The organism is Pseudomonas fluvialis (genome assembly GCF_002234375.1).
GTDB lineage: Bacteria > Pseudomonadota > Gammaproteobacteria > Pseudomonadales > Pseudomonadaceae > Aquipseudomonas > Aquipseudomonas fluvialis.
Genome location: NZ_NMQV01000039.1, coordinates 21,629 through 43,650, shown reverse-complemented (window position 1 = coordinate 43,650; position 22,022 = coordinate 21,629). Strand labels below are relative to the sequence as shown.

At 62.3% G+C, this 22,022-nt stretch carries 19 protein-coding genes and 3 tRNA genes; 3 read left to right on the top strand and 19 right to left on the bottom strand.

The window, feature by feature from the left end:
* Positions 1-52: 52 nt before the first annotated feature.
* Both mfd and CFY91_RS15085 read left to right on the top strand, forming a co-directional pair.
* A complete protein-coding gene (mfd, locus tag CFY91_RS15090) occupies positions 53-3,490 on the top strand; it encodes a transcription-repair coupling factor (RefSeq protein ID WP_093987212.1) in 3,438 nt (1,145 codons plus the stop codon).
* Between the two features lie 13 nt (positions 3,491-3,503).
* Positions 3,504-4,031 carry a CsiV family protein gene (locus tag CFY91_RS15085; protein ID WP_093987211.1) on the top strand — a complete coding sequence of 176 codons (528 nt, stop codon included), beginning with the start codon at positions 3,504-3,506 and terminating at the stop codon, positions 4,029-4,031.
* A 55-nt stretch (positions 4,032-4,086) separates the two neighbouring features.
* On the opposite strand, the gene CFY91_RS15080 is transcribed toward CFY91_RS15085, so the two are convergent.
* From CFY91_RS15080 to CFY91_RS15065, 4 genes are read right to left on the bottom strand one after another with little or no spacing between them, the layout of a single operon-like run.
* Complete coding sequence (locus tag CFY91_RS15080) at positions 4,087-4,824, bottom strand: S-methyl-5'-thioinosine phosphorylase (RefSeq protein WP_093987210.1); 738 nt, start codon at positions 4,822-4,824, stop codon at positions 4,087-4,089.
* A gap of 12 nt (positions 4,825-4,836) precedes the next feature.
* On the bottom strand, positions 4,837-5,835 hold the full coding sequence (nagZ, locus tag CFY91_RS15075) for a beta-N-acetylhexosaminidase (protein WP_229727180.1): 999 nt from the start codon (positions 5,833-5,835) through the stop codon (positions 4,837-4,839).
* Positions 5,836-5,843: 8 nt separating this feature from the next.
* A complete protein-coding gene (locus tag CFY91_RS15070) occupies positions 5,844-6,386 on the bottom strand; it encodes a L,D-transpeptidase (protein WP_093987209.1) in 543 nt (180 codons plus the stop codon).
* A gap of 56 nt (positions 6,387-6,442) precedes the next feature.
* Positions 6,443-7,144 carry a TetR/AcrR family transcriptional regulator gene (locus tag CFY91_RS15065; RefSeq protein WP_093987208.1) on the bottom strand — a complete coding sequence of 234 codons (702 nt, stop codon included), beginning with the start codon at positions 7,142-7,144 and terminating at the stop codon, positions 6,443-6,445.
* A gap of 169 nt (positions 7,145-7,313) precedes the next feature.
* On the opposite strand from CFY91_RS15065, the gene lexA reads away from it, so the two are divergent.
* Positions 7,314-7,925: a transcriptional repressor LexA gene (lexA, locus tag CFY91_RS15060; RefSeq protein ID WP_093987207.1), complete on the top strand. Its 612-nt coding sequence runs from the start codon at positions 7,314-7,316 to the stop codon at positions 7,923-7,925.
* A gap of 44 nt (positions 7,926-7,969) precedes the next feature.
* On the opposite strand, the gene CFY91_RS15055 is transcribed toward lexA, so the two are convergent.
* The 15 genes from CFY91_RS15055 to astA all read right to left on the bottom strand — a co-directional run bounded on the left by CFY91_RS15055 (position 7,970) and on the right by astA (position 21,998).
* Positions 7,970-8,212 (bottom strand): hypothetical protein, encoded by a 243-nt coding sequence (locus CFY91_RS15055; protein ID WP_093987206.1) that lies wholly within the window; start codon positions 8,210-8,212, stop codon positions 7,970-7,972.
* 64 nt (positions 8,213-8,276) lie between these two features.
* Positions 8,277-8,801, bottom strand: coding sequence for a DUF6586 family protein (locus CFY91_RS15050; protein ID WP_093987205.1), 525 nt, complete (start codon positions 8,799-8,801; stop codon positions 8,277-8,279).
* Positions 8,802-8,824: 23 nt separating this feature from the next.
* Positions 8,825-11,428 carry a type I DNA topoisomerase gene (gene topA / locus CFY91_RS15045; RefSeq protein ID WP_093987204.1) on the bottom strand — a complete coding sequence of 868 codons (2,604 nt, stop codon included), beginning with the start codon at positions 11,426-11,428 and terminating at the stop codon, positions 8,825-8,827.
* A gap of 133 nt (positions 11,429-11,561) precedes the next feature.
* The gene (locus tag CFY91_RS15040) at positions 11,562-11,804 is read right to left on the bottom strand and encodes a DUF1653 domain-containing protein (protein WP_093987203.1); all 243 of its coding nucleotides are present in this window, start codon (positions 11,802-11,804) and stop codon (positions 11,562-11,564) included.
* Between the two features lie 77 nt (positions 11,805-11,881).
* Positions 11,882-11,958, bottom strand: a tRNA-Arg gene (locus CFY91_RS15035).
* A gap of 66 nt (positions 11,959-12,024) precedes the next feature.
* Positions 12,025-12,101: transfer RNA gene (locus tag CFY91_RS15030), tRNA-Arg, on the bottom strand.
* Positions 12,102-12,196: 95 nt separating this feature from the next.
* Positions 12,197-12,287, bottom strand: a tRNA-Ser gene (locus CFY91_RS15025).
* Positions 12,288-12,348: 61 nt separating this feature from the next.
* Entirely contained in the window at positions 12,349-12,534 is a 186-nt protein-coding gene (csrA, locus tag CFY91_RS15020) for a carbon storage regulator CsrA (RefSeq protein ID WP_093987202.1), read from the bottom strand.
* Between the two features lie 186 nt (positions 12,535-12,720).
* Positions 12,721-13,959: an aspartate kinase gene (locus CFY91_RS15015; protein ID WP_093987201.1), complete on the bottom strand. Its 1,239-nt coding sequence runs from the start codon at positions 13,957-13,959 to the stop codon at positions 12,721-12,723.
* A 97-nt stretch (positions 13,960-14,056) separates the two neighbouring features.
* On the bottom strand, positions 14,057-16,681 hold the full coding sequence (gene alaS, locus CFY91_RS15010) for an alanine--tRNA ligase (protein WP_093987200.1): 2,625 nt from the start codon (positions 16,679-16,681) through the stop codon (positions 14,057-14,059).
* 110 nt (positions 16,682-16,791) lie between these two features.
* The gene (astE, locus tag CFY91_RS15005; RefSeq protein ID WP_093987199.1) at positions 16,792-17,805 is read right to left on the bottom strand and encodes a succinylglutamate desuccinylase; all 1,014 of its coding nucleotides are present in this window, start codon (positions 17,803-17,805) and stop codon (positions 16,792-16,794) included.
* 12 nt (positions 17,806-17,817) lie between these two features.
* Complete coding sequence (locus CFY91_RS15000) at positions 17,818-18,093, bottom strand: topoisomerase II (protein ID WP_371870529.1); 276 nt, start codon at positions 18,091-18,093, stop codon at positions 17,818-17,820.
* Positions 18,094-18,166: 73 nt separating this feature from the next.
* Positions 18,167-19,513, bottom strand: coding sequence for an N-succinylarginine dihydrolase (gene astB / locus CFY91_RS14995; protein ID WP_093987197.1), 1,347 nt, complete (start codon positions 19,511-19,513; stop codon positions 18,167-18,169).
* The gene (gene astD, locus CFY91_RS14990; RefSeq protein ID WP_093987196.1) at positions 19,513-20,976 is read right to left on the bottom strand and encodes a succinylglutamate-semialdehyde dehydrogenase; all 1,464 of its coding nucleotides are present in this window, start codon (positions 20,974-20,976) and stop codon (positions 19,513-19,515) included. The genes astB and astD overlap by 1 nt, the downstream gene beginning before the upstream one ends.
* A complete protein-coding gene (gene astA, locus CFY91_RS14985) occupies positions 20,973-21,998 on the bottom strand; it encodes an arginine N-succinyltransferase (protein ID WP_093987195.1) in 1,026 nt (341 codons plus the stop codon). Before astA ends, astD begins: the two co-directional genes overlap by 4 nt.
* Between the last annotated feature and the right edge of the window lie 24 nt (positions 21,999-22,022).

Here is a 22,022-nt window from a genome sequence, read left to right as displayed (position 1 = left end):
GCGGGAACGCTCGCTACAATCGCCGCTCCATTTGCCTGGGGTCGAACCACCCGTGTCCGTTCTGCGCCTACCCAAACTTCCCGCCGCCGCCGGCAAACAGCACTGGGGCAACCTGCCCGGCGCCGCGCTAAGCCTGGCCGTGGCCGAGGCGGCCAGCGCCGCCAAACGCTTCACCCTGCTGCTGACCGCCGATAGCCAAAGCGCCGAGCGCCTGCAGGAAGAACTGGCGTTCTTCGCCCCCGACCTCCCGGTGCTGCACTTCCCCGACTGGGAAACCCTGCCCTACGACGTCTTCTCGCCGCACCAGGACATCATCTCCCAGCGCATCGCCACCCTCTACCGCCTGCCGGAGATCAAGCACGGCGTGCTGGTGGTACCGATCGCCACCGCCCTGCATCGCCTGGCGCCGACCCGCTTCCTGCTCGGTTCGGGCCTGCTGCTGGACGTCGGCCAGAAGCTCGATGTCGAGGAGATGCGCGCGCGCCTGGAGGCCGCGGGCTACCGCTGCGTGGACACCGTCTACGAGCACGGTGAGTTCGCCGTGCGCGGCGCGCTGATCGACCTGTTCCCCATGGGCAGCGAGACGCCCTACCGCATCGACCTGTTCGACGACGAAATCGAGACGCTGCGCACCTTCGACCCCGAGACCCAGCGCTCGGTGGACAAGGTCGAGTCGATCCGCCTGCTGCCGGCCCGCGAATTCCCACTGGAGAAAAAGGCCGTCACCGACTTCCGCGGGCGTTTCCGCGAGCGCTTCGACGTCGACTATCGCCGCTGCCCGATCTACCAGGACCTCGCCTCCGGCATCACCCCGGCCGGCATCGAGTACTACCTGCCGCTGTTCTTCGAGGAAACCGGCACCCTGTTCGATTACCTACCGGGCGACACCCAGGTGTTCTCCTTGCCGGGCATCGAGCAGGCCGCCGAGCAGTTCTGGCTGGATGCGCGCACCCGCTACGAGGACCGCCGCGTCGACCCGGAACGCCCACTGCTGCCACCGGCCGACATCTTCCTGCCGGTGGAGGACTGCTTCGCCCGCCTCAAGCAATGGCCGCGCGTGGTGGTGAGCCAGGAAGACGTCGAGGTCGGCGTCGGCCGCGAGCGCTTCGACGCCCGCGCCCTGCCCGACCTGGCCATCCAGGCCAAGGCCAGCGAGCCGCTGGCCGCGCTGCGTCGCTTTATCGAGGAATATCCGGGCCGCGTGCTGTTCTGCGCCGAGTCCGCCGGCCGCCGCGAGGTGCTGCTGGAGCTGCTGGCACGCCTCAAGCTCAAGCCGCTGGAAGTGGCCAACTGGCATGAATTCACCGCCAGCCGCGAGCGCCTGGCCATCTGCATCGCCCCGCTGGACGAAGGCCTGCTGCTCGACCAGATCGCCCTGATCGCCGAAAGCCCGCTGTTCGGCCAACGGGTGATGCAGCGTCGCCGCCGCGAGAAGTCGCGCGACGGCGGCGACAACGTGATCAAGAACCTCACCGAGCTGCGCGAAGGCGCGCCGGTAGTGCATATCGACCATGGCGTCGGTCGCTATCTGGGCCTGGTGACCATGGAATTCGATGGCCAGGCCGCCGAATTCCTTGCCCTGATGTACGCCGAGGAAGCCAAGCTCTACGTGCCGGTGGCCAGCCTGCACCTGATTGCCCGCTACACCGGCAGCGACGACGCCCTGGCGCCGCTGCACCGCCTCGGCTCGGAGACCTGGCAGAAGGCCAAGCGCAAGGCCGCCGAGCAGGTGCGCGACGTAGCCGCCGAACTGCTGGATATCTACGCCCGCCGCGCCGCCCGCGAGGGCCATGCGTTCAGGGATCCGGCCGTCGACTACGCCACCTTCAGCGCCGGCTTTCCCTTCGAGGAAACCCCGGACCAGCAGGCCGCCATCGACGCGGTGCGCGCCGACATGCTGGCCGGCAAGCCAATGGATCGCCTGGTCTGCGGCGACGTCGGCTTCGGCAAGACCGAGGTGGCCATGCGCGCGGCCTTTATCGCCGTACACAGCGGCAAGCAGGTGGCGGTGCTGGTGCCCACCACCCTGCTCGCCCAGCAGCACTACAACAGCTTCCGCGACCGCTTTGCCGACTGGCCGGTAACCGTGGAGGTAATGAGCCGCTTCAAGACCGCCAAGGAAGTCAACGAGGCGGTGGCCAAGCTGGCCGAGGGCAAGATCGACATCGTCATCGGCACCCACAAGCTGCTGCAGGACGATGTGCGCTTCAAGGACCTCGGCCTGTGCATCATCGACGAGGAGCACCGCTTCGGCGTGCGCCAGAAGGAGCAGCTCAAGGCCCTGCGCAGCGAGGTCGACATTCTCACCCTCACCGCCACCCCCATCCCACGCACGCTGAACATGGCGGTGTCGGGCATGCGCGACCTGTCGATCATCGCCACCCCGCCGGCCCGCCGTCTGTCGGTGCGCACCTTCGTCCTGGAGCAGCAGGATTCGGTGATCAAGGAAGCGCTGCTGCGCGAACTGCTGCGTGGCGGCCAGGTGTACTACCTGCACAACGACGTGAAGACCATCGAGAAGTGCGCCGCCGACCTGCAGGCCCTGGTACCCGAGGCACGCGTCGGCATCGGCCACGGGCAGATGCACGAGCGCGAGCTGGAACGGGTGATGAGCGACTTCTACCACAAGCGCTTCAACGTGCTGGTGGCCTCGACCATCATCGAGACCGGCATCGACGTGCCCAGCGCCAACACCATCCTCATCGAGCGTGCCGACAAGTTCGGCCTGGCCCAGCTGCACCAGTTGCGCGGCCGCGTCGGCCGCAGCCACCACCAGGCCTACGCCTACCTGCTCACCCCGCCACGCAAGGGCATGACCGAAGACGCGCAGAAGCGCCTGGAGGCCATCGCCAACGCCCAGGATCTAGGTGCCGGCTTCGTCCTGGCCACCCACGACCTGGAAATCCGCGGCGCTGGCGAACTGCTCGGCGACGGCCAGAGCGGGCAGATCCAGGCAGTCGGCTTCACCCTCTATATGGAAATGCTGGAGCGGGCCGTCAAAGCCATCCGCAAGGGCGAGCAGCCGAACCTGGAGCAACCGCTGGGCGGTGGGCCGGAGGTCAACCTGCGCGTGCCGGCATTGATTCCCGACGACTACCTGCCGGACGTGCATACCCGCCTGATCCTCTACAAGCGCATCGCCTCGGCCGCCGACGAAGACGGCCTGAAGGAATTGCAGGTGGAGATGATCGACCGCTTCGGCCTGCTGCCGGAGCCGACCAAGAACCTGATGCGCCTGACCCTGCTCAAGCTGCAGGCGGAGAAGCTCGGCATCAAGAAGATCGACGCCGGGCCCCAGGGCGGGCGTCTCGAGTTTGCCGCCGACACCTGCGTCGACCCGCTGGTGCTGATCAAGCTGATCCAGAGCCAGCCCAACCGCTACAAATTCGAAGGCGCCACCCTGTTCAAGTTCCAAGTACCCATGGAACGCGGCGAAGAGCGCTTCAACACCCTGGAAGCCCTGCTTGATCGGCTGACCGTTAGCTCCTAAGGACACATGCATCATGTTACGACGCCCTGCCCTGCTCCTGCTACTCAGCCTGCTGTGCCCGGCCGCCCTGGCCGAACCGCTGTATCTGGTCGAACTGATCCTGTTCCGCCAGGCTGGCGAGGTCATTCCCAGCAGCCAGTTACCGCCGGATGATTGGGCCGCAGGTGGCCAGAGCATCACGCCAAGCCCGGCCAGCCTGCCCATGCAGGAGACCCTCAACAAACTGGCGCAACAAGGGGATTATCAGGTCATCCTGCAACGGAGCTGGAAACAGACGCTGTCGAGCCAGCCGCTGCGTGTGACGCTCCATGAAGGCAAGGCGCAACTGGGCGGCCATTATCCGGTGCAAGGCACGCTTACCCTTCGCCAGTCGGACGATCAGGTACAGGCGCAAGCACATTTCTGGGTCAGCCAGTTCGCCAGCAACGGCCTGCTACAAAACAGCCAGCAACTGCAGCAACAGGCACGCCTACGCGTTGGCCGCCTGCATTATCTGGATCACACCAGCCTGGGATTGCTGGTACGCATCAGCGGCCTATAGCACGCTGAACAGGCTTGAGGCCGAGCGCGACGCCTCGGCCCACGCCAGACAGCCCTCAGGCGCCGAGCAACTGCTGCAGTACGCGTCGCACCTTGAGCATGCCCTGCCCAAGCGCCGCATCAATCTCCGCCATAGTAATCGGCCCCTTACCTTTGCCGGCAGCCGGATTGACCACCAGAGAAAGACAGGCATAGGGCAATTCGAGCTCACGCGCCAGTACGGTTTCCGGCATACCGGTCATGCCGACGATGTCACAACCATCACGCTCCATGCGCTGGATCTCGGCGGCTGTTTCCAGGCGGGGGCCCTGGGTACAGCCATACACCGCACGCTCACTGAACGGATAGCCACAGGCGCGCAAGGCCGCGATCAGCAGCTGGCGCTGGGCTTCGTCGTAGGGGTGACTGAAGTCGACATGGGTCACATGGTCCAGCTCACCCTCAAACAGCGTCTGTGCGCGACCATGGGTGTAATCAATGATCTGGTGCGGCACAACCAGTTGCCCCGTGGTCATGGAGGGAGTGATGCCGCCTACCGCGTTGATCGCCAGCACGGCGCGTGCGCCAAGCTGACGCAGCGCCCACAGGTTGGCGCGGTAATTTACCTGGTGCGGCGGAATACGATGCGGCTGACCATGGCGTGCCAGGAACAGCACCTCCTCACCCGCATAAACGCCGCGCAGTACGTCGGCGGACGGCGCGCCGTAGGGCGTCTCCACATATACCGCCTCACGAATCTCCAGCCCGTCAAGCTGAGCCAGCCCGGTGCCACCAATAATTGCGTATACGGTCATTGCCTGGTTTCCTTATGCGATCAGGCCAGCAGCACGTAGCCGTGCCAGCGCCGCCAGCCAGCGGGGATGTTCCTTATAGGCCGGGCCCATGAAAGCCCGGCGGCGCATATGCGCCAAGCGTGTCGGCGTGTGCAGGCGTAAATGCTGTAGGCGCTGCAGGGCACACTCGGCAGCACCACGATCATTGCATACCAGGCCCATATCGCAGCCGGCGCGCAGCGCCGCCTCGATACGCTGCCCGGCATCGCCTGCCACCTGCGCGCCAGTCATCGACAAGTCATCGCTGAACAACACGCCGGTAAAGCCCAGTTCGCCGCGTAATACGTCCTGCAGCCAGCGCCGCGAGAAACCGGCCGGCTGCTCGTCTACCTGAGGATAGATGACATGCGCCGGCATGACGGCATCCAGTACCCCGGCCAGGCGGGCAAAAGGTTGCAGGTCGACGCGGCGAATCTCGGCAAGGCTACGTTCATCCCGCGGCATCGCCACATGGGAGTCGGCCTCGGCCCAGCCATGCCCGGGAAAATGTTTGCCGGTTGCCGCCATACCTGCCGCATGCATGCCGCGGATAAAGGCGCCGGCCAGGGTAATCGCTTGCTCGGCATCGCCACTGAAGGCACGCTCACCAATCACTGCGCTGCGCCCATGTTGCAAGTCCAGTACCGGCGCAAAACTCAGATCCAGCCCGGCTGCCAGTACTTCACTGGCCATCAGCCAGCCGCAATCCTCTGCCAGCTGCTCAGCCTGGGCCAGGCTGGCAAACGAGGCCATCGACGGCAAACGTTGAAAACCACGGCGCAGACGCTGCACGCGCCCACCTTCCTGATCAACCGCCAGCAGCACGTCCGGGCGCAGACGACGAATTGCTGCGCACAACTCACGTACCTGGCACGGCGTTTCGATATTCCGGGCAAACAGAATCACACCACCTACTTCGGGCTGGCGAAGAATCTGCCGATCCTCGGCACACAGCCAGGTTCCGGCGATATCCAGCATCAACGCGCCCTGCAGGGTTTCACTCATTTCATATCCTCGTCAGCCATCAGCCACCTGCCGGCCCATTGCGGGCAAGCGGCCTCGTCGATCAATACCCGACAGTGGGCAGGCACCCGTTCGAACAACCAGACCAACTGAGCGTTGTTCATCCGCACACAGCCATGTGACAGCGCCACGCCGAGCGGCTCGCTGTCCGGAGTGCCATGGATGTAGATATAGCGACGGAAGGTATCCACGCTGCCCAAGCGGTTGTAGCCCGGTTGACAGCCACTGAGCCAGAGAATCCGCGTGAGAATCCAGTCCCGCTCGGGGTGAGCGGCCTGCAGCTCGGCACTGTATACCTCGCCAGTCCAGCGCCTGCCACGCAACACCGCCCCCAGCGGCAGGCCGTCACCGATACGTGCACGCACCTGATGCCAGCCTCGCGGGGTGCAGCCGGAGCCATTGCGTTCCCCCGCACCGGCTCGCCCGGTGGACACCGGCAGGCGCACGCAAAGGCGCCCGTCCATGAAGCCATAGAGTATTTGATCGGCGAGAGAGATGTGCAGCAGGTCAAGAGCAAGCATGGCGCCAAGCTTAGCCCAAGGGCATCAGCAAGCCTACCGCTTTACCTCGGGCTTGCTCAGCCTTTCGCAGCAGGCTGCGGCTTGCGCGGACGCAGCACCGCTGCAGCCAGCTGGGGGTCGTTGAGTGCAGCCTCTGCACGCATGCCGGCGGCCAGGAAAGGCACCATCAGACTCATCACCTGCTCCAGCGAGGTGTTGACTCCGAAATCAGCCTCGGACATGGCGCGCAAGGCCTTGATCCCGGACATGCTGAATGCTGCAGCACCCAACATAAAATGCACCCGCCAGAATAGCTCCAGGGGTGGAATACGCGGTGCCGCCTCATGCACCAGCAGCATGTAGCGACGGAAGACCTTGCCGTAGACTTCTTCGAGGTACTTGCGCAGGTGCCCCTGGCTCTGACTGAACGCCAGCCCCAGCAGACGCATGAAGATGGCCAGGTCGTTGCCACTGCGCGGCTTGACGGCCAACGCCTGCTCGACCAGCAGCTCCAGAAGGGCTTCCAGTTGTGGTTTGTTATCCGGATTGGCCATGCGCCGATCCAACTCACGCTCCAGGCTGATGCAGAAAGGCCCGAGGAATCGCGAGAAGACCGCCTGGATCAGCGCCTTCTTCGAACCGAAGTGATAGTTGACAGCTGCCAGATTGACACCTGCCTTGCTGGTAATCAGGCGCAGCGAAGTCTCTGCAAACCCCTTTTCGGCAAACAGCTGTTCCGCTGCATCCAGGATACGTTCTACAGTTTCCGACTGAGCCATGAGTCCACGCCTGACAAACACTTGTTTGAAACATACGTTTCAGGCGACTGGCTTGTCAAGCCATGACCCGTGCGCCACTTCCAGCTAGCGCTAAATAACCGCTACAGGCTTGTTCTGGCAAGGGTACTGGATATAATCACAGCCACTGTATAAAAAAACAGAGGCCGCCATGATCAAGCTAACCCCCCGGCAAAGCGAAATCCTTGATTTCGTCAAACGCTACCTAGAAGACAGCGGCTACCCACCTACCCGCGCGGAAATTGCCCAGCATCTAGGCTTCAAGTCACCCAACGCTGCGGAGGAACACCTCAAGGCCCTGGCCCGCAAGGGCGCCATCGAAATGATTCCGGGCGCTTCGCGGGGCATCCGCATTCCTGGCTTTGAAAGCGAGGAGCGCGACGAACAGAGCCTGCCGGTCATCGGTCGAGTGGCCGCCGGAGCACCCATTCTTGCGCAACAGAACATTGAAGAATCCTGCCGCATCAGCCCGGAGTTTTTCCACCCGAGGGCCGACTATCTGTTACGTGTAAGTGGCATGAGCATGAAGGATATTGGCATTCTCGACGGCGACCTGCTGGCCGTACACCGTACTCAGGATGTGCGTAACGGCCAGGTGGTCGTCGCCCGTATCGATGACGAAGTAACGGTCAAGCGCTTCAAGCGCGAAGGCAATCTGGTCTGGCTGTTGGCGGAAAACCCGGAATTCCAGCCCATCAAGGTCGACCTGAGTCAGCAATCCCTGAGCATCGAAGGGCTCAGCGTCGGGGTAATCCGTCGCTAACCCGGCGAGACGGGCGGAACGGTAAATTCCGCCCCAGCAGCCCTTTAGTGCAGTACGCGCGGCCCTTCGTCCTCGCTATGCCACTCGCCTTCGCCCTCGGCCAGGCGACCCGCCATCTGCACACCCACATTGAACATCGCCTTGGCGACTTCGATATGCTGCCCCTGCAGAAAGGCGCGTGCATCTGCAGAAAAATCCAGAGTTACCAACGTCACTTCATCTTCGGCGCGACGCAGCACGATACGCCCATCAGGCAACTCGACGATTTCCAGAAATGACGTAGACATCCAGGCGCTCTCCGCAAAAGGCCGAGCATTGTATCAGCACTCGCCCGGCAAACCCCAGCCAGCCTCAGATTTCCGTCAGGCTGTCGCGAAAACGCAAAACCAGCGCTTTCAACTGGCCACGCCACTGCTGAATAGTTTCGCGGGACAGCGGCGGCTCGTCTTCCTGCTCATCGAGATTGACCGCCTGAATCAATGCCAGGGTGGCATCCTGCTTGATCTTGCGCGGCGCCTGGGGTGGCAACAGGAGTAGACGATAGGCTGCGCAAGCGCCCGCCAGCCAACTGTCGGACTGACGACTCAGCTCAAACAGTTCGGACAGCTCAGGACAAGGCGAGCGACTCAGGTAATGTTCGTCGAGAAAATGCTCCAGGGCAGGCCAACTGGCATCCGGCAGGCGATAGCTATGGGCAATCTCGTGGCACAACGCAAGCAGCGCGCCGTGCAGGTGGAATAACGCGGCCTCACGCTCAGCCTGGATCTGCGCAGCAGAAGCAAAGCTGCTGTCACGCTCGGCCCGCAGCCAGTTCTCCAAGGCCAGACCACAGAAATGCAACTTCTGATTGGTGCGGGTATACGGCTCGTAAGCCATGATCACGCCTCCTCGAATACGCCCTAGCGCTTGTCTTCAACGACCCAGCGACCATTATCGTAGAATGCACGCCAACCTGTCGGCTTGCCGTCCTGCTCGCTCTGCACGTACTGCTCCTTGGTCTTGCGACTGAAGCGAATCACCGCCGGACGCCCATCAGGATCGCGCTGCGGCGCCTGCAGGAGGAAATGGTACTTGCTGTCCAGTTCATCGGCGTGAGGCAACAGCTCGATGACCAGAGGAGCGCGCGTCTCACGCTTCTTGGGGAACTGACTGGCGGCCAAGAACAAGCCGGAAGCACCATCACGCAACACATAGGTATCGTCGACCTTCTCGCAGCGCAGCTCGGGCATACGAATCGGCTCGCACTTGGGGGGAGCTGCCTCGCCGTTCTTCAACAATTTGCGAGTATTCTTGCAGCTGGCATTGGTGCAACCGAAGAACTTGCCGAAACGGCCGGTCTTGAGCTGCATCTGGCTGCCGCACTTGTCACACTCCAGGCTCGGCCCTTCATAGCCCTTGATGCGATACTGCCCCTGCTCGATCTCATAACCCGCGCAGTCCGGGTTGTTGCCGCAGACATGCAACTTGCGGGTTTCATCCAGCAGATAGGCATCCATCGCAGTACTGCAGATCGGGCAACGATGCTTACCCAGCAACACCCGTGACTCGGACTCGCCCTCGTCATCTGCGGCAATTTCGTCACCGGGCACCAGGTTGATGGTCGCCTTGCAGCGCTCCTTGGGTGGCAACGCGTAGCCCGAACAGCCCAGGAACACACCGGTGGAAGCGGTCCTAATCATCATTGGCCGGCCGCAATCGCGACAAGCAATATCGGTAAGCGTCGGCTGGTTGGCACGCATGCCCTGTTCTGCCGACTCGGCGGCCTCCAGCTTCTTGCGGAAATCGGCATAGAACTGGTCAAGCAGTTGCTTCCAGTCGCTGGCACCTTGTGCCACACCATCCAACTGCTCCTCCATGCCTGCCGTGAAACCATAATCCATCAGGTTGGCAAAGCTTTCGCTAAGGCGCTCAGTAACGATGTCACCCATTTTTTCCGCGTAGAAACGGCGGTTATGCACCGTCACGTAACCACGTTCCTGGATCGTGGAAATGATTGCTGCATAGGTAGAGGGGCGACCTATGCCACGCTTTTCCAGTTCCTTGACCAGGCTGGCTTCGGAAAAGCGCGCAGGGGGCTTGGTGAAGTGCTGACTGGGGTCGAGTTTGAGCAGCTTGAGTGCCTCGCCCTCGCTCATCTCCGGCAACACGTCATCTTCACCCGGCTTGCTCTGCTGCGGCTGCGCCCTGGTATAGCCATCAAACTTGAGGATACGTCCCTTGGCGCGCAGTTCGAAGGCGCCAGCGGCGACCGTGACGCTGGTCGACAGGTATTCGGCTGGCGGCATCTGACAGGCGACGAACTGGCGCCAGATCAACTCGTAGAGACGCTCCGCGTCACGCTCCATGCCGGAAATCTGCGTAGGGCGCAGGTTGACGTCAGACGGACGAATCGCTTCGTGCGCCTCCTGGGCGCCCTCCTTGCTCGAATAGACATTCGGCTTGGCCGGCAGGTACTTCTTGCCGTATTCGCTCTCGATGAAGCCGCGCACCATCTCCACGGCATCGGCCGAGAGGTTGGTCGAATCGGTACGCATATAAGTGATATAGCCGGCCTCATAGAGACGCTGGGCCATCATCATGGTCTTTTTCACACCGAAACCAAGACGATTGCTTGCCGCCTGCTGCAAGGTCGAGGTGATGTAAGGAGCAGACGGCTTGCTGCTGGTCGGCCGGTCCTCACGCTTGGCAATGCGGTAGGCGGACGCCTTAAGCTTTTCCAGCGCAGCCATGGCCTGGGCTTCGTTGATCGGCTTGAAGGCTTCGCCGTGCTCGCGCACCACCTCGAAGCGCACATTGGCGTTCTTCGCCGTACCGAGATCGGCGTGCACCTCCCAGTACTCTTCCGGAACGAAGGCGCGAATCTCTTTCTCGCGCTCGACCACCAGCTTCACCGCTACCGACTGTACACGACCAGCGGATAGGCCACGGGCGATCTTGGCCCACAGCAGCGGCGAAACCATATAGCCCACCACGCGATCAAGGAAACGTCGCGCCTGCTGGGCGTTGACCCGGTTGATGTCCAGTTCGCCGGGCTGGGAGAAGGCTTCCTGGATAGCCTTCTTGGTGATTTCGTTGAACACCACGCGTTTGTAGCGGCTGTCATCACCACCAATGGCTTCGCGCAGGTGCCAGGCAATGGCTTCCCCTTCGCGATCCAAGTCGGTTGCGAGATAAATGGTATCGGCATCCTTGGCCAGGCGACGCAGTTCGTCGATGACCTTTTCCTTGCCGGGCAGGATCTCGTAATGCGCCTTCCAGCCGTGCTCGGGATCAACCCCCATACGCGCAAACAACTGCCGTTTGGCTTTCTCCTTGGGGCTCAACACGACTCCCTCGGCAGCCGCCTTGCCTCGCTTGACCGGCTCTTTGGTTGCGGCCGAACCACTGGTGGGCAGGTCACGGATGTGGCCGATGCTCGACTTCACCACGTACTGGTTGCCCAAGTACTTGTTGATAGTCTTGGCCTTGGCCGGGGATTCCACGATGACCAGCGATTTGCCCATGGGATGGAAGATTCCTAAACGAAAAGAAGAACAACCGGGTTGCGCGACAGGCTACAAGCTCACGGCGCAATGGTCGACTGGCAGGCTGCCTGGATGCAAGGCACCGCTATATATAGTGGTGCTCGTCCCGAGGTCAAGCGCCCGGCCATATCAACGGTGCATCGGCTGCTTCGATCAACGCAAAGCGCGGGCAACTGCCCCCCTCAACCTCGACCGTCTCGCAAAACATCGTCAGCGGCCGCACCCACATGCCCCGCTCTCCATAGAGTGCCTGATAAACCACCAGCCATTCCTCGCTCTCGGAGTGACGCGCCAGGCCCAGCACGCGATAGCGGGCGCCCTTGTAATGCTGATAGATACCGGGTTGCAGGGTCATGACCAAGCGCTCCCAAGAAGCAGCGGCTTTTGCCGGGACAATGAAAAAGGGCCTGCATTGCTGCAGGCCCTTTGATATGGCGGACTCAGGAGGATTCGAACCTCCGACCGCTCGGTTCGTAGCCGAGTACTCTATCCAGCTGAGCTATGAGTCCGTGTGGTGCTTTTATACCAGATCACCTCTGGTGCCCGACTAACCTGCCATGCAGGGTTGCCGTATTTGGCGGACTCAGGAGGATTCGAACCTCCGACCGCTCGGTTCGTAGCCGAGTACTCTATCCAGCTGAGCTATGAGTCCGTGTACGCTGCATTATAGGCTTATCCAAGGCTTTATCAAGTCTTTAAATTCAATCAATTCAACGACTTAGCGCTTACAACCTACAACACTAAATATGGCGGAGAAGGGGGGATTCGAACCCCCGACACCCTTTTGAGGTGTACTCCCTTAGCAGGGGAGCGCCTTCGGCCACTCGGCCACCTCTCCGCAACACGGGGCGCATGATACTCATGTTTTCCCCGTTTGCAAACCAAAATTTCGAGAAAAATTAGTGGTTTGGTTCGTCGTCTTTTTCTTTCTGGATACGCTGGTAGATTTCCTCACGGTGCACAGCCACTTCCTTCGGCGCATTCACACCGATACGTACCTGGTTACCTTTCACACCCAGCACGGTTACGGTTACATCATCACCAACCATCAGGGTCTCTCCGACCCGGCGAGTCAGAATCAGCATTCCTTTCTCCTCACGGATTTCAGTTCAGGACAACAATCTGCAGAAAATAAAAAGGGTGTGGCAGGCACGCTCGTCATGATTGCACCCTCCCCCCAGTATTGACCAGCCCGGCAAAAAGAACAGCCTTGCCAAGGGCCGAGCAACGAAAAAGGCGCGGATCTTCGCCCGCGCCTTTGCTGTACCGCCTCAGGCACCCTGTCGGGCGGAGGCATCCAGTTCGAAAGCGGTGTGCAAGGCACGCACAGCCAACTCCAGGTACTTCTCTTCAATGACCACCGATACCTTGATCTCGGATGTGGAAATCATCTGGATGTTGATGCTCTCCTTGGCCAGCGCTTCGAACATACGACTGGCCACACCCGCGTGCGAGCGCATGCCAACGCCGACGATCGATACCTTGGTGATCTTGGTATCGCCACTGACTTCACGCGCACCGATCTCACGGGCGGTGTTTTCCAGCACCGCCAGCGCATTCTGGTAATCGTTGCGATGCACCGTGAAGGTAAAGTCGGTGGTGTTATCGTGCGAAACGTTCTGCACGATCATGTCCACTTCGATGTTGGCTGCGCTGATCGGGCCAAGAATCTTGAAAGCCACGCCGGGGGTATCGGGTACGCCACGGATAGTCAGCTTGGCTTCGTCGCGGTTGAAAGCGATGCCGGAGATGATCGGCTGTTCCATGGATTCCTCTTCATCAAGGGTAATGAGGGTGCCCGGACCCTCCTGGAAGCTGTGCAGGACGCGCAGCGGGACGTTGTATTTGCCGGCGAACTCCACCGAGCGGATCTGTAGCACCTTGGAACCGAGACTGGCCATTTCCAGCATCTCTTCGAAGGTAATCTTTTCCAGTCGACGTGCCTGCGGGACTACCCGCGGGTCTGTGGTATAGACACCATCCACATCGGTATAGATCTGGCATTCATCGGCCTTGAGCGCTGCAGCCAGGGCGACACCCGTGGTGTCCGAGCCGCCCCGCCCGAGGGTGGTGATATTGCCCTGCTCATCCACACCCTGGAAGCCGGCGACCACCACGACCTTGCCAGCGTTCAGATCGGCACGGATGTTCTGCTCGTCAATGTGCAGGATACGTGCTTTGTTGAATGCACTGTCGGTGAGGATGCGCACCTGCGCACCGGTATAGGACACTGCCGGAACGCCGCACTTGATCAGCGCCATGGCCAACAGAGCAATGGTCACCTGTTCCCCGGTGGACACCATCACATCCAGCTCACGCGCCACCGGCTGATCACCACTGATCTGTTTGGCCAGATCGATCAGACGATTGGTCTCACCACTCATCGCCGAGACCACAACAACCACATCATCACCGCGCTCGCGGAACTTCTTGACCTTTTCGGCCACCTGCTGGATTCGCTCGACACTGCCGACCGAAGTCCCACCAAATTTCTGTACGATCAAAGCCATTTCAAAGCCGCCTAAGCCCGTCTAGGGCACCCATTAAACATGCAAGCAGGATGACTGCCAAGGCCCGCAGCGTATCGCCCGGGCACGCCTGACAGCCTCAGAGTCTTTGTTCAACAAAAGGCTGGGCTAACGCCAAAGCCGCCTCGACGGCGGCCAGGTCGGTACCGCCACCCTGAGCCATGTCCGGCCGGCCGCCGCCCTTGCCGCCCACAGCTGCCGCCGCCTGTTTCATCAGCTCACCGGCCTTCAGACTGCCGGTCAGGTTCTGGGTAACACCCGCGACCAGTACGACCTTGTCGTCCAGCACGCCACCGAGCAGGATGACCGCCGAGCCCAGCTTGTTCTTCAACTGGTCGACCAGTGCCAGCAGGGCCTTGCCATCCAGGCCGTCGAGACGCGCGGCCAGCACCTTGACACCCTTGATGTCCACGGCCGAGCCGGCCAGGTCGTTGCCGGCGGCACTGGCGGCCTTGGCCTTGAGCTGCTCCAGTTCTTTTTCCAACTGGCGGTTGCGTTCAACCAGCGCGCCCAGCTTATCCAGCACATTGTCGCGACTGCCCTTGACCAGCGCGGCGGCCTCTTTCAGCTGCTCTTCCGCGCCGTTCAGCCAGGCTAGCGCCGCGGCGCCGGTGACGCCTTCGATACGACGCACGCCGGCGGCCACGCCGCCCTCGCTGGTGATCTTGAACAGGCCGATGTCGCCGGTACGCGACACGTGGGTACCGCCGCACAGCTCGACGGAGAAGCCGCCACCCATGGTCAGCACGCGCACGTCATCGCCGTACTTCTCGCCGAACAGCGCCATGGCGCCCTTGGCCTTGGCGGTTTCGATGTCGGTTTCTTCGGTCTCGACCGCGGAGTTCTTGCGAATCTCGGCGTTGACCAGCTCTTCCAGCTGCTTCAGCTGCTCAGGCTTGATCGCCTCGAAGTGGCTGAAGTCAAAGCGCAGGCGCTGGCTATCGACCAGCGAGCCCTTCTGCTGCACGTGCTCGCCGAGCACCTGGCGCAGCGCGGCGTGCAGCAGGTGGGTGGCCGAGTGGTTCAGCGCGGTGGCCTGGCGTACCGAGGCGTCGACCTCGGCCTGCAGCGCCGTGCCGACGGACAGGCCACCCTTGGCCACCACGCCGTGGTGCAGGAAGGCGCCGCCAGCCTTGGTGGTATCGCGCACATCGAAGCGCACACCGGCACTCTCAAGGTAACCGCAATCACCGACCTGGCCGCCGGACTCGGCGTAGAACGGGGTCTGGTCGAGCACCACCACGCCCTCCTCGCCCTCGGCGAGGCTGTCGACGGCGGCGCCGGCCTTGAACAGGGCGACGATCTTGCCGCTGCCGCTGGTGCCCTGGTAGCCGAGGAAGACGGTGTCGCTGTCGACCTTGACCAGGCTGTTGTAGTCCATGCCGAAGGCGCTGGCAGAACGGGCGCGCTCGCGCTGGGCCTGCATCTCGCGCTCGAAGCCTTCCTCGTCGAGGCTCAGCTCGCGCTCGCGGGCGATGTCGCCGGTCAGGTCGACCGGGAAGCCGTAGGTGTCATACAGCTTGAACACCACGTCGCCGGGAATGACGCTGCCCTTGAGCTCGGCCAGGTCCTGCTCGAGGATCTTCAGGCCCTGCTCCAGGGTCTTGGCGAACTGTTCTTCTTCGGTCTTCAGCACGCGTTCGATATGCGCCTGCTGCTGTTTCAGTTCGGGGAAGGCTTCACCCATCTCGGCCACCAGCGCGGCGACGATCTGGTAGAAGAAGCTGCCCTTGGCGCCCAGCTTGTTGCCGTGACGGCAGGCGCGGCGGATGATGCGGCGCAGCACGTAGCCACGGCCTTCATTGGACGGGGTCACGCCGTCGGCGATCAGGAAACCGCAGGAGCGGATGTGGTCGGCAACGACTTTCAGCGAAGCCTGGCCTTCGTTGGCGCAGCCGATGGCCTTGGCCGCGGCATTCAGCAGGCTCTGGAACAGGTCGATCTCGTAGTTCGAGTTGACGTGCTGCAGCACGGCGCTGATGCGCTCCAGGCCCATGCCGGTGTCCACGCTCGGCGCCGGCAGCGGGTGCAGCACGCCGTCCGCGGTACGGTTGAACTGCATGAACACGTTGTTCCAGATCTCGATGTAGCGGTCGCCGTCTTCTTCCTTTGATCCGGGCGGGCCGCCCCAGATGTGCTCGCCGTGATCGAAGAAGATCTCGGTGCACGGGCCGCACGGGCCAGTGTCGCCCATCGCCCAGAAGTTGTCGGAGGCGTAAGGCGCGCCCTTGTTGTCACCGATGCGCACCATGCGCTCGGCCGGGATGCCGACTTCCTGGGTCCAGATGTCATAGGCCTCGTCGTCGCTGGCGTAGACGGTGACCCAGAGCTTTTCCTTGGGCAGGTTCAGCCATTTGTCGCTGGTCAGGAACTCCCAGGCGTAAGTAATGGCATCGCGCTTGAAATAGTCGCCGAAGCTGAAGTTACCCAGCATCTCGAAAAACGTGTGGTGACGCGCGGTGTAGCCGACGTTTTCCAGGTCGTTGTGCTTGCCGCCGGCACGTACGCATTTCTGGCTGGTGGTGGCGCGGGTGTAGGCGCGCTTTTCCAGACCGAGGAAGCAGTCCTTGAACTGGTTCATGCCGGCGTTGGTGAACAGCAGGGTCGGGTCGTTCGCCGGGATCAGCGAACTGGAGGCGACGCGGGTGTGCCCCTTCTCTTCGAAGAAGCGGAGGAAGGCTTCACGGATTTCTGCGCTTTTCATTGATTTCATCCAGGCAAACGACAGCACGGCAAACGCCGGCAAAGGGTCGCATTATATCGGCCCCGCATCGCCTGGACAGCCTGTGTTCCGCGATTTTGGATAGAAAAAAGCTATCCAGGCCAGGCATCCAGGGTGGTCGGCACCACCAGCAAACCGGCACGCAAGCCATTGGCCACACGCGGATTGGGGAAAATGATGCGTGCCTGCGCTTCCTCGACCAGCCAGCGGCTTCCGGCGATATCCTCCGCCAGCAGGCTGCCCTGCGCCAATTCAGAGAAGTTTTCCACCGTATCAGGCAAGTGCAGGCGGAAGGCATCGCTGTGCTTGATCAACTCACGCGACACCCGGAACAACTGCAGACGCTCGAGCGCAGCCGGATCAGTCGGTGTTTCGCTACCTTCGATCAATTGCCAGAGGGACTGCCGCAGAGCCTGTAGATCGACCTGCTGGTTACGCCCAAACGGGCGTGCCCTACCCAGTTCCAGGGTAAAGGCCTCGGCCTGCAAATGGGCATAGCTAAAGGCACTGAAGGTAATGCCTGGCTTGTCTTGCAGCAGGACTGCGGCGATACCGGCTTGCGCCAGGCGCGCCAGTTGCTGCGGGCAGGGTGAGCGCCCCACGGCATAAGGTTGCAGGGCAAACTGCTCGATCTTTGAACCGCGGATAGCGGTGTGCAGGTCGTAGTGCAAACGCTGCCGCCCGGGGCGACTGAAGAAATTACTCAGGTGGTGTTCCAGGTCGTTGGCACGCATCGCCTCGAACCCCACCTGTTCGGCATGTCGCCCAGCAAACAGCCGGTTGAGGTCCTGCTCGACGAAACGCTCGCCACGTCGCATGGCTTCGGGGTTACCGAACACCACCAGCAGCCGGGCCCGTGGTTGCAGGTCACCCCGTGCGATAGCCTGCAGCAACTCGTCAAGCAATTCGATCGGCGCCGTTTCGTTGCCATGGATACCTGCCGACAGCACCAGGTCCAGACCACAATCCTGAGCACCCACCAGACTAACTTCCAGCACGCCTTCGTCGAGCCAATGCAGGCGCACATGTTCGCCCAGCAGCTGGATTTTTTCCGTCGGTTCGCGACCGGCCAGGGTCAGTTCAAGCAGGCGGCCCAGGGCGAGCATAGGCAGTCTCCCTCAGTGGTTGCAGTCCGGCCCATGCACATGGTCACCTGCGTCGTCAGCGTCGATCGCTTCCATTTCCAGTTGCAGGCTGACCAGATTGGTGGCCTGTGGGCGCAGCAACAGGTTGGCGTACTCGGTATCGCCTTCCTCCACATCCACACCGATCAGTAACTGATCACCCACCGGCTGGATCCACACTTCCCGGCCCTGCCAGACCACGGCGAAGCGGCTGCAGGAGGTTTCCAGCTGGGTGCCGTCGGTATCTTCAAGAATCAGTTGCAGGCTCATAAACAGGCTCCGGGCGTTGCACCAGCAAAGCGGGCGAGCAGCGGCTCATTACGCTTCGGCCAGGCGAGATAAGTCAGTTGATTTGGAAAGGATAGACCGAACCCAGTTTAAGGATCTGCGTCAGTTCATCCAAGGCGTTGCGACTTTCGACAAGCAACTGCGGATCGGTCAGATCCGCTTCGCTGAGCTGGTCTCGATAATGGCGATCAACCCAGTCATTCAGCGTCGTGAACAGCTCGGGCGTCATGATCACGGCCGGATTGACCGCGCCCAACTCCTCCTCGCGCAAGGCCACACGCAGGCGCAGGCAGGCAGGTCCTCCGCCGTTCTGCATACTCTGCTTGAGGTCGAACACCTGCACTTCGCGGATTGCTCCCGACGAGCTGGTCAGTGTGTTGAGATACTGCCAGACCCGCTCGTTGTAGCGACACTCTTCCGGCACGATCAACAACATGCCGCCGTCGGCCCGGCTGAGCAACTGGCTGTTGAACAGGTAGGAGCGCACGGCGTCTTCCACGCCGACCAGCGCCTCTGGCACGCAGATCGCCTGCAACTCAGCACCACGCCGGGCCAGCTTGTCTGCCAACTCGGCCAGCACCCGCGGACTGTCGAGGAAAGCCTGCTGGTGATAAAACAGCACCGGGCCATTCCCCACCGCAATCACATCGTTGTGGAACACGCCCTGATCGATCACCGCCGGATTTTGTTGGGCATACACCACGCCAGCCTCATCCAGACCATGCAGACGGGCAATCGCCTGGCTGGCCTCCAGGGTCTGCCGCGCCGGATAACGCTGCGGTGCCGGGTAGCGCGCATCGAAGGCGCTGCGCCCAAAGACAAAGAACTCCACGCCGGGCTCACCATAGTCACGACACAGGCGGGTATGGTTGGCAGCGCCCTCGTCAGCAAACTGACTGGTATCGGGCAGCGCAGCGTGGTGGGCAAAATAGCGCGAATCAGCAAACATGGCGCGCAGTATGCGGCTGGTTGTCGGATGTTCGATGCTGCGATGGAACTTGCAGTTGAGATTGGCCGCGGTGAAGTGCACCCGGCCGTCGGCGGTATCGGCACTGGGGCTGACCGTACAGGCGTTGGCTGTCCACATGCAGGATGCCGAACTGACCGCAGCAAGCAGCGGCAGCGCCTGCTTCGCCGCCTGGTTGATCACGGCCGCGTCGCTACCCGTGAACCCCAGACGACGCAGGGTAGCCACATCCGGGCGCTCCTGCGGGGCGAACACCCCCTGCTTGAAGCCCATGTCCATCAGTGCCTTCATCTTCGCCAGGCCCTGCTTGGCGGCCTGACGAGGACTGGATAGCGTCTGACTGTTGTTCTGCGAGGCGACATTGCCGTAGGACAGGCCACCGTAGTTATGGGTCGGCCCGACCAGGCCGTCGAAGTTCATCTCGTAGGCAGGCATCAGAGGTTCACTCCCGGGGTCAGGCTGGCCGGCAGGCACAGCGTGGCACTTTCCAGCGATGCCACCGGATAGGCGCAATAGTCGGCGGCATAGTAGGCGCTCGGCCGGTGATTACCCGAGGCCCCCACCCCGCCAAACGGCGCACTGCTGGCCGCCCCGGTCAGCGGTTTGTTCCAGTTGACGATGCCGGCACGGCTCTCGATGAGGAACTGCTGGTAGCGCTCGGCGGCATCCGAGAGCAGGCCGGCCGCCAGGCCGTAACGGGTATTGTTGGCCTCAACGATGGCGGCATCGAAGCCGTCATAGCGGATCACCTGTAGCAGCGGACCGAAAAACTCCTCGTCGCTGCGCTCGGCGACCTGGGTCACGTCGAGAATACCGGGGGTCAGCAGCGCGGCATTCGGCACTGGCTGGATCATCTCCAGCAACACCTCGGCGCCCTTGTCGATCAGGTGACGCTGGGCCTTGAGCAGATGTTCGGCGGCAACCAGGGAAATCACCGAGCCCATGAACGGCGCCGGCTGCTCGTCGAAGGCGCCAACCTTGATCGTTGAACTGACCGCTACCAGACGCGCCAGCAGGGCATCGCCCCACTCGCCGAGCGGCACCAGCAGGCGCCGCGCACAGGTGCAGCGCTGGCCGGCGGAGATGAAAGCGGACTGGATGATGGTGTAAACGGCGGCATCGATGTCCTTGACCTCGTCCACCAGCAGCGGGTTGTTGCCCCCCATTTCCAACGCCAGGATCTTCTCCGGGCGACCGGCGAACTGGGCGTGCAGCAAGTTGCCGGTGCGGCTCGAGCCGGTGAAGAACAGGCCGTCGATGCCGGCACTGGCGGCCAGGGCCACGCCGGTTTCGCGGGCGCCTTGCAACAAATTGAGCACACCGGCCGGCAGGCCGGCCTCGATCCAGCACTTCACGGTCAGCTCGGCAACCTTGGGGGTCAGCTCGCTGGGTTTGAACAGGACCACGTTGCCGGCCAGCAACGCCGGCACGATGTGGCCGTTGGGCAAGTGGCCGGGGAAATTATACGGGCCGAACACCGCCACCACGCCATGCGGCTTGTGGCGCAGCATGGCCGTGGCGTCGCCCAGCGGGCCGCTCTTCTCACCGGTACGTTCGCGGTAGCTTTGAATGGAGATGGCGACCTTGTTGACCATGCTGGTCACCTCGGTGGCGGATTCCCAGAGCGGCTTGCCGGTCTCCTCGCCGATGGTGCGGGCCAACTCGTCACTGTGCGCCCTGAGTGTGGCGGCGAACTGTTCGAGAACGGCAATACGTTCCCCCAGCGGGCGGCGCGCCCATGCCGGGAAAGCTGCACGGGCAGCGGCGACGGCCTGCTCGACCTGCACGGCAGAGGCCGCCTGACCACGCCACACGGCTTCCTGGGTGAGCGGGTTGAGCGAATCTAAGGGTTCGCCCTGCCCGACCAGCCACTGACCATCGATGTAGTGCGTCGTCATGTCCTGTCTCCACGTGCCGAAAGCGGTACAGCACGCACCTGGCAGCCCGCACACAACTGCAGGCGCCGCGCGGTCTGCGCATCAACCACCAGGGTACCCGCCGCCTGGCGAGCCGCGGCTGCGGTGATCCGGCACTCCTCGCGCTTGCGGTTATGAATCAGATACGGGATAGCCTCGTCACCCGGCGTACCGATGGCCAGCAACAAGGTCTGGCTATCACGTACCGCACGAATCTTGTCGGTCTCCGCCTCGATGGCCGGCCCCGCATCGAAGATGTCGACATAACCCTGGTAACGGAAGCCTTCGGCCTGCAGCATGGCCAATGCCGGTTCGGTATCCGGATGCACACGTCCCAGGGTGGCGCGCGCCTCCGCGGAGAGAAAACAGGTATAGAGCGGAAACTTGGGCATCAACTCGGCGACGAAGGACTTGTTGCCCAGCCCGGTCAGGTAATCGGCGCGGGAGAAATCCATCTTGAAAAAGTGCCGGCCCAGGCTTTCCCAGAACGGCGAACGCCCCTTGTCATCGGAATTGCCGCGCATTTCGGCAATCACCTTATCGGCAAACAGCTCGCGGAACTCGGCGATGAACAGCAGACGTGCCTTGGACAGCAGGCGGCCATTGCAGCCATTGCGTTGCTCGCTCTGCAGGAACAACGAACACAGCTCCGAGTTACCGGTCAGGTCATTGGCGAGGAACAGCGTGGGAATTTCCCGATGAATCCCCAGCTCCTGCGAAGCGCTGACCGTCAGGCCTATACGGTAGTTGAACCAGGGCTCGCGCTTGCCCACCGCCCCGGCGATCGCGGAAATACCCACCACCCGACCGTCATCGGCCTCAAGCACGAACAGGTAGTCGGCGTCGGCCCGCTCGGCCTCGCCCCGAAAGGCGCGCTCGGCCCAGCTGATGCGGTGCTGCAGGCGCTCGGTATTGGCCGGCAGCGTAGTCAGGCCGGCACCTGTGCTGCTGGCCAGCTCGAGCAGCGCGGGAAGATCGGCGCTACGGACGGGACGAACGATCATGGATCCTCCGGATCAGCTATCGGC